Here is a 5,167-nt window from a genome sequence, read left to right on the forward strand (position 1 = left end):
CGCCGGCGCGGGTGGCCGCCCCGGCGCCCCACTTCGCCGAGCCGCGCAAGGTGCGCCCGACAGCGCCGGCCGCTGCCGGGCCGGTGCTTGCAGGCGCGCAAGGCGCGTGGACGTCCTTCTGATGACGTGGCGCTGATGCGGGCCGCGCGGGCTCAGCGCCCGGCGCTGCCCGGCTCGGCCATCCTGCGGTGCTGGGCCGCCAGCAGCTCGGCCGGCGTCAGGTTGGCCAGGATCGCCTGCAGCTTGTTCTTCCAGCCGGCCACCACGTCGCTCTCGCCGTCCTTCATGGCCTCGTAGCCGGCCTTGGCGACGTCCGCGGGGTCTGCCTTCTGGTCGTCGGTGCCGACCTTGGTGTCGGTCATGTCGGCGCGCGCGAAGAAGTGCGTATCGGTCGGGCCCGGCATCAGGCAGGTCACGGTGATGCCGCTGTCCATGAGTTCGTCCCGCAGCGCGCAGCAGAAAGAGTCGATGAAAGCCTTGCTGGCGTTGTAGACGGCCTGGAGGGAGCCGGGCAGCAGGCCGGCGATGGAGCCCGTCGACTGGGACATCCCCTGATTTGTCCGGTTTCCGACAGTGCGGGCGCCCCAGGCATGCCCCAATCGCGCCACCACCACCGGAGACACGAATGAGCCATGCCGTGCGCAACCAGGTATCCGCCGACGAATGGGCGCTGCGCCAGGACCTCGCCGCCTGTTACCGCCTGGTGGCGCTGATGGGCTGGGACGACCTCGTCTTCACCCACATCAGCGCCCGCGTGCCCGGCCCCGAGCACCACTTCCTGATCAACCCCTATGGCCTGATGTTCGACGAGATCACGGCCAGCAACCTGGTCAAGGTCGACGCGCAATGCCGCAAGCTCATCGACACGCCCCACCCGGTCAACCCGGCCGGCTTCGTCATCCACAGCGCCGTGCATGCGGCACGAGCGGACGTGCAATGTGTGCTGCACACCCACACCACCGCCGGCGTGGCCGTCAGCGCCCAGGCAGGCGGCGTGCTGCCCATCTCGCAGCAGTCGACCTTCGTGCTGGCGTCGCTGGGCAGCCATGTCTACGAGGGCGTGGCCTTCCGCCCCGACGAGGGCCCGCGCCTGCAGGCCGATCTCGGCAGCAACACCTTCCTGCTGCTGAAGAACCACGGCCTGCTGACGGTCGGCGCTTGTGTGGCGGACGCCTTCCTGGCCATGCACACCTTCGAAGCCACCTGCCGCATCCAGCTCGCCGCGCAGAGCGGCAGCGGGGCGCTGACGCAGGTGGACCCCGCCATCCTGCGCGGCACCGCCGAGGCCATGCGGGTTCAGACCGGTGGCCTGGGTGGGGCCTTCGTCTGGCCGGCCCTGCTGCGCAAGCTGGACCGCGTTGGCAGTAACCACAGAGATTGACGCCATGACCGCTGCCACAACTCCACGCTGGCGCTCTACCTGGCCCTGGGCGTGCTGCAGCAGTTCCCGGTCGCGCTGCCGGCCGCGTTGTACTTGGTCAGCATGTATGTGACGGGTTTGCTGTTCGGGATGTGGCTGAAGCGGTCCAGCTGACACACTGGCGGCCATGAAACTCCTCGGCCGCCTCACCTCCATCAACGTCCGCAAAGTCATGTGGACCGCCGCGCAACTCGACCTGTCGCTCGAGCGCGAAGACTGGGGCGCCGGCTTCCGCTCCCCGCAGGAAGCCGGCTACCTGACGATGAATCCCAACGGCCTGATCCCCGTCCTCATCGACGGCGACTTCGTGCTGTGGGAGAGCAACACCATCTGCCGCTACCTGGCCACCAAGCTCTATGCGACCGAGCTGCTGCCGACCCAGCCCCAGCTGCGCGCCACGGTCGAGCAGTGGATGGACTGGCAGGCCGGCGAGCTGAACAACAGCTGGCGCGTGGCCTTCATGGCGCTGGTGCGCGGCCAGCCGGCCACACCCGAAGCCATTGAGGCCGGCGTGGCGAGCTGGAACCGTCACATGGGCATGCTGGACGCGCAGCTGGCCAGGACCGGCGCCCATGTGACCGGCGAGGACTTCACGCTGGCTGACATCGTGCTCGGACTGTCGGCCCAGCGCTGGAAGAACGCGCCGATCACGCGCCTCGATCTGCCGGCTGTCGACGCCTGGATGCAGCGCCTTGGCGCGCGGCCGGGCTTTGCCGAATTCGTCGGCAACGGCATGCCTTGACCTGACCTCACCCCGTCTCAGGGCTGCGTGCGCGCCCGGTCGATGATCTGCTGGCCGGCCTGCTTGGCGGCGGCATGCTGCTGGGGCGTCGGCACTGCCGTCAGGATGCCGTGGTGCTTCACCAGCGCCTCCACCACCGCCTGGCCGTGGGCGCCGGCCATCTCGCCATAGGCGACCATGTAACCCAGCTTCTCAGTTTGGCTGAGGCCCCAGGCGACGGATGTCGTCAGGGCCCCTAGCAGGCTGCCGGGGTGGCCGGCCTCGGCGTCGCGCCGTAGCGCGGACGCCACCTCCTCGCGCAGCGCCGGCGCCAGGGCCTGGGGCTGGATGGCGCCCGCAACCACCGAGGCGGCTTCCGGCAGGCCTGCGCGCATCGATCGCAGCGCCAGCTCGGGCAGCAACGCGCGGTGCTGGGCCGTGACGGTCTGGCAGCGCCGGCCCTCGGCATCGGCCTCCTGCATCAGCTGGGTCATCATTTCCGGCGATACGCCCAGATTGCGCATTTGCTCAAAGCTGTGGCGGCGAGGCTCGGTCTCGTCGCAGCTGCGCAGCCACTGCGCCGCTTCCCAGGCCGCCGCGGCATCCGTTCCCGCCAGGGCGCGCTCGATGTGCGGGCCATAGCCTTCCGAGCCGATGCGCGGTGCCGACGCGAGCGACCGGGTGACCCGGGGCGGCGCTGCTGCCGGCGCGGTTGCGGTGCCGGATGCGGCCGTGCCGGGGAGGCTGACGGGGGTTGGCGAGGGCAGTGGCAGCGGCAGGGGAGCGCTTGGCGCGGGCAGCGGTGCCGGCACATCGGCCAGCCAGCGCCATGCGCCTGCCAGGGCCAACGCGAGGACGGCGGCAAGCACCCAGCGGGCGGGCATCACGTCAGCCCCGCATGGCGAGCAGCTCGCGCACGGTCGCCACGACAAGCGCCGGCTCGCTGAACTGCGGGAAGTGCCCGCTCCTCTCTGCCAGCACCTGGCGGCCCAGCGGCGACAGCGCCACCAGGCCGCGCTGGTGGGCTGCGCGCGCGGCCAGCAACTCGGGCCTGGTGGCCCAGGCCATGGCCGGCTGGGTTCCGGTGACGACGCGCAGCGGCACGGCCGGGAAGGGCGGCGCCGCGGCCAGCTCGGCGGCGGAGCGTTCGGTGTGGCGCGTCTCGTGGTGCGGGTGCAACGGCGCCACGCGGTTCATCAGCCAGGCCAGACCCTTCTGCAGCGCGTTCTCGTGCGCCTTCAGCGCGGTCAGGTCCTCGGGCGCCGAGGCCTCCAGCAGCACGACACCGGCGACTTCGCCCGGGTGCCGGCGTGCAAACAGGTTGGCGATCAGCCCGCCGAAGGAATGGCCGACCAAGACATAGGGTGGCGCCAGGTCGAGCGCCGCGAGCAGGCGGTGCAGGTCCGCCGTCATCGCGCCGGCCGTCTGCGGCTCGGTGGGCTTGGCGCTGCGGCCCACGCCGGGGCGGTTGTAGGCCAGCGTGGTCGTCTGCGCGGCGATGCCGGCAAACACACGCATCCAACCCGTCAGCGGCCCGCCCGAGCCGTTGATCAGCACCACGGTCGGCCCACCCTGGCCGGCCAGCAGCAGTTCGACGGCACGGCCATCGACATCGACGACACGCGAGGCGGGCAGCGGTGACATGAAAAGAACAGCGGGCTGTGGTGGGCCCGCCATTCTGCTGGAGCTTTGTCGCGCCGTTATGTCATCAGCCCAGCCTCACGGGAACAAAGATCTGCTGACCGCCGCGCGACACCAGCAGGGCCACCTGCTTGGGGCTCTCCTTCATCGCGGCGCGCACCTCGTCGATGTTCTGCACCGGCTTGCCGTTGAGTGCCAGCAGCACATCGCCCGGCTGCACGCCGGCCAGCTGCGCCGGGCCGGTGACGCGTTCGATCAGCAGGCCATGGTCCAGCCCCGAGCCGCGCAGCTCCTGGCGTTCCAGCGGCCGCAGCGCCAGTCCCAGCTGGCCGCCCTCGGGTGCGGTGCTGGCCTCCTGCACGTCCTTGTCGGCACGGCCCAGCGCCACCGTCTCGCTGATGCGCGTCTTGTCGCGCCAGATCTCCAGCTTGAGCTTGTCGCCCGGCCGTGCCAGCCCCACACGGCTGGACACATCGCCGGCCACGCGCACCGGCTCGCCGTCGACCGAGGTGATGACGTCGCCCGCCTTCAGCCCCGCCTTGGCGGCAGCGCTGCCGGGCTGCACGCTGGCCACCAATGCGCCATCGGGCGCGTTCAGGCCGAAGGACGCGGCCAGCGGCGCCGACAGGTCCTGCAAGGTGACGCCCAGGCGCGCATGCTCCACCTTGCCGTGGGCGACGATCTGGTCCTTGATCTTCAGCGCCACGTCGATGGGAATGGAGAAGGCCAGGCCCTGGAAACCGCCGCTTTGCGAAAAGATCTGCGCGTTCACGCCGACCACGCGGCCCGAGGCGTCGAACAGCGGGCCGCCCGAGTTGCCGGGGTTGACGGCCGCATCGGTCTGGATGAAGGGCACGACGCTGGTATCGCCCGGCAGCGAGCGGCCCTTGGCGCTGACGATGCCCTGCGTGGCCGTCTGCTCGAAGCCATAGGGTGCGCCGATGGCCAGTACATAGTCGCCGACCTGCACCTGGCGCGCATCGCCCAGCTGCACGGTGGGCAGGCCCTTGGCGTCGGCGAGCTTGAGCACGGCGATGTCGGTCGCCGGGTCGCTGCCCAGCACCTGGGCCTGGAACTCGCGGCGGTCGCTGAGCTTGACGGTGACCTGCTTGGCGTCGCGCACGACGTGGGCATTGGTCAGCACCAGGCCGTCGGGGCTGATGATGAAGCCCGAGCCCTGGCCGCGGAAGGGCTGCGGCCCGCGCGGCTGCATGCGCAGGCCCGGCACGCCGCGGAAGAACTGCAGGAAGGGGTCGTTCTCCAGCCCCGGCATGGCGGCGCTGTCCGGACCGCTGGCCTTGTGCAGGCCGGCCACGGTGATGCCGACGACGGCCGGGCCCTGCGTCTGCACGATGGCGCGGTAGTTGGGCACTTGGGCGGGTGGC

The 5,167-nt window shown here is 71.0% G+C and carries 6 protein-coding genes; 2 read left to right on the top strand and 4 right to left on the bottom strand.

The genetic code is table 11. The features are described 5' to 3' along the window. Nucleotides 1-152 precede the first annotated feature (152 nt). Nucleotides 153-548: an SDR family NAD(P)-dependent oxidoreductase gene (locus tag ACT6S0_RS26330; protein WP_444766691.1), complete on the bottom strand. Its 396-nt coding sequence runs from the start codon at nt 546-548 to the stop codon at nt 153-155. 77 nt (nt 549-625) lie between these two features. Here ACT6S0_RS26330 and ACT6S0_RS26335 point away from each other — a divergent pair, with 77 nt between their 5' ends. Together ACT6S0_RS26335 and ACT6S0_RS26340 are read left to right on the top strand one after the other, a co-directional pair. After that, nucleotides 626-1,381, top strand: a complete 756-nt coding sequence (locus tag ACT6S0_RS26335) for a class II aldolase/adducin family protein (RefSeq protein WP_444766692.1) — start codon at nt 626-628, stop codon at nt 1,379-1,381. A 166-nt stretch (nt 1,382-1,547) separates the two neighbouring features. Next, nucleotides 1,548-2,162: a glutathione S-transferase family protein gene (locus ACT6S0_RS26340; protein WP_444766693.1), complete on the top strand. Its 615-nt coding sequence runs from the start codon at nt 1,548-1,550 to the stop codon at nt 2,160-2,162. 17 nt (nt 2,163-2,179) lie between these two features. Here the strand turns inward: ACT6S0_RS26340 and ACT6S0_RS26345 are convergent, their stop codons facing one another. The 3 genes from ACT6S0_RS26345 to ACT6S0_RS26355 form a co-directional block, all read right to left on the bottom strand. Then, a complete protein-coding gene (locus tag ACT6S0_RS26345) occupies nt 2,180-3,025 on the bottom strand; it encodes a hypothetical protein (protein ID WP_444766694.1) in 846 nt (281 codons plus the stop codon). A 4-nt stretch (nt 3,026-3,029) separates the two neighbouring features. Then, nucleotides 3,030-3,785, bottom strand: a complete 756-nt coding sequence (locus ACT6S0_RS26350) for an alpha/beta fold hydrolase (protein ID WP_444766695.1) — start codon at nt 3,783-3,785, stop codon at nt 3,030-3,032. Between the two features lie 64 nt (nt 3,786-3,849). Then, the coding region (locus ACT6S0_RS26355; RefSeq protein ID WP_444766696.1) for a Do family serine endopeptidase at nt 3,850-5,167 on the bottom strand (1,318 nt) is incomplete at its 5' end.

This window comes from Roseateles sp. (genome assembly GCF_052436255.1).
Classification (GTDB): domain Bacteria; phylum Pseudomonadota; class Gammaproteobacteria; order Burkholderiales; family Burkholderiaceae_C; genus Pelomonas.

Coding starts and splice junctions, on each gene's coding strand:
- ACT6S0_RS26335 (WP_444766692.1), top strand. CDS start 626: ATGAGCCATGCCGTGCGCAACCAGGTATCCGCCGACGAATGGGCGCTG.
- ACT6S0_RS26350 (WP_444766695.1), bottom strand. CDS start 3,785: ATGTCACCGCTGCCCGCCTCGCGTGTCGTCGATGTCGATGGCCGTGCC.
- ACT6S0_RS26340 (WP_444766693.1), top strand. CDS start 1,548: ATGAAACTCCTCGGCCGCCTCACCTCCATCAACGTCCGCAAAGTCATG.
- ACT6S0_RS26345 (WP_444766694.1), bottom strand. CDS start 3,025: ATGCCCGCCCGCTGGGTGCTTGCCGCCGTCCTCGCGTTGGCCCTGGCA.
- ACT6S0_RS26330 (WP_444766691.1), bottom strand. CDS start 548: ATGTCCCAGTCGACGGGCTCCATCGCCGGCCTGCTGCCCGGCTCCCTC.